The organism is Paraclostridium sp. (assembly GCF_051657365.1).
Taxonomy (GTDB): domain Bacteria; phylum Bacillota; class Clostridia; order Peptostreptococcales; family Peptostreptococcaceae; genus Paraclostridium.
Window position 1 is genome coordinate 1 of the sequence record NZ_JBOFKN010000207.1, and the last position, 1021, is coordinate 1021.

Consider the following 1021-nt stretch of genomic DNA (forward strand, 5'->3'; position numbering starts at 1 on the left):
CTATCCCCCTGTTAGATCTAGTTCCAGTGGCATAAAAATTATTAAATAAAACTCCCTCTTTTGCTAATTTATTAAAATTAGGTGTTAAATCTATTTCAGCTCCTTGAGCTCCAATATATTTTGACATAAAACTTTCCATTAATACAATTATAACATTATAATCTTCCTGATTTTTTTTTGTATCTGTCATCCTCAATAATGGATTTTTATCAGAAATATATTGAGCTTGTTGATCTTTTACTATTTCTCTTATATTATATTTAAGTTCATCTATTGAAAAAGTTCTTTCTAATGCTCGCCCTTTTCTTTGCTCTTTTTTTAAATTATAATAAGATCTACCTAAAGAAAAAATAGGATTTATAGCAAATTGATTCATATATGAATATTCTGAATAATATCCTCTTCCCCAGTCTAAAACTGCCTCTGAAAATCCACCTCTTGATGAAAATACTCCTAATGTTATAATGACTAAAATAGATGCTATAGTCTTTAAATTCCCAAAGAAATCAAATCTTAAATTTATTTTTTCTAAATTTTTTTTAGTTAGCTTTATAAAGCCTATTGTTAAAATTAAAATAATTGATAAATTTGTTATAGGGTTATAGTCGTTTCCTGAAAAAAATGTAGCTACTATTTCATTCGTGTCTCCAAAGTAGTTTAAAATAGATGAATTAACATTAAATCCAAATTCTCTAAAATATTCAACATTTCCAAAACTTAAAGAACAAATGATTAAAAATAAAATACTAGTTGGGATTATGTAGATATTCTTTGCTACTCTATAATTTTTTTTATTTAGAATATAAAAAATTATAAATAAAAGTGATGTAATCACGGTGAAACTACCAATAATAGAGTTATCGAAAATCCATCCAACTTTAAATCCTTCATAAATTATTTCTTTTGGAATTTTTATTTCTTTCGGAAAAGTTCTATACAAAAAATAAATTCTACTGATTACCATCATAAAATAAAGATAGATATACTGCTTTATAAAAAATTTTAAAATTATAAAACAGTT

Annotated in this window: 1 protein-coding gene; it reads right to left on the bottom strand. The window is 24.0% G+C overall.

All coding sequences use genetic code 11. The features are described 5' to 3' along the window. On the bottom strand, positions 1-940 hold a 940-nt coding region (locus ACRCYC_RS16140), incomplete at its 3' end, for an LTA synthase family protein (protein ID WP_438620127.1). Between the last annotated feature and the right edge of the window lie 81 nt (positions 941-1021).